The 1,007-nt window shown below is 69.8% G+C and carries 2 protein-coding genes; both read right to left on the reverse strand.

Annotation, left to right across the window (positions count from 1 at the left end; all coding sequences use genetic code 11):
- Nucleotides 1-226, reverse strand: a 226-nt coding sequence (locus ACMZ42_RS27365) for a hypothetical protein (RefSeq protein ID WP_415733480.1), incomplete at its 3' end; no start/stop codon positions are given.
- Nucleotides 227-283: 57 nt separating this feature from the next.
- Nucleotides 284-1,007: hypothetical protein (locus ACMZ42_RS27370; protein ID WP_415733481.1), on the reverse strand; the 724-nt coding region annotated here is incomplete at its 5' end.

Raw genomic sequence — 1,007 nt, forward strand, 5'->3', positions numbered from 1 at the left:
CGCCGTGACAGAGCGGGCCAGGCAGGTCGGTGTAGCCGTCCCGGCACATGCCCACGGTGGAGGCAGTGCCCTTGGTGACGGTGTGGTGGATCACCACCCCGTTCACCGGGCCCCAGGCGCCCATGTGGTTGCGGTTGTGGGTCCGCCAGGCGCCGACCTCGACGACAGTCACGCCCTCGGCGCGCAGAGCGGCCAGGAACGTGGCGGCGGTCAGTGGGGTGGCCATGAATGCCTCCAGAGATGAGAAACGCCCCGGGCCGGATGGCGCGGGTCTTGGTGGGGGTCAGGCGAGGCCAGCCCAGAACCGGTTGGCGCCGTTTTCGATGCTGGTCAGGGTGACGGTCGCGGGCGCGGACGTCGGAACGGTCGCCGTGTAGACACCGAACCGCTTCACGCCCGGCGTGCCGAAGACGTTCGGCGGGGCGCCGGCGCTGTTCTCCAGCTGCAGGAGCATGGGGCCGTCGCTGGCCGAGTACCGGAAGGTGTAAGCGATGTAGTACAGACCGGCTGGCAGGCTCACATTTGCGGTGAGCGCGGCGGACACGGCAGCCCCACCAGCGTTGTGGACGCCGGGGATGACGGCCACGCCAGCCATGTCGGCGGTGGTTGCTTTCCGGGCCCCGGTGCTGTCGTAGATGGCGGACCACGAGCCGGCGTTCATCGTGCCGGCGTACCCGCCGACCTGGAACACGATCTTGCCTACGGTCGTGGTCTGCCGCAGCACCACCGCGGTGAAGCGCAGCGAAGCATTGCCCGTGAACGCGGTGGTCGAGATGGCGACGGCCGGGTCGAACGCCCACGCCTTGAGGCCAAGGTCGGCCGGGGCGAACGATGCAGGTATCGCTACGTCGGGCAGATTGGCGAGTGGAACGCGGGACCCCGAATCGAGGCCCGCAACACCGTTTGCTGCGCCCTTCGCGGTGGTGGCAATGGCGCCGACCTGCGCGGCCGTGTACGTCGGGCGCTGCGCCGGCGTGAGGATGCCGACGGGGTCGAGGGTGGCGACA

The organism is Lysinibacillus sp. NPDC056185 (genome assembly GCF_047737915.1).
Classification (GTDB): domain Bacteria; phylum Bacillota; class Bacilli; order Bacillales_A; family Planococcaceae; genus Lysinibacillus.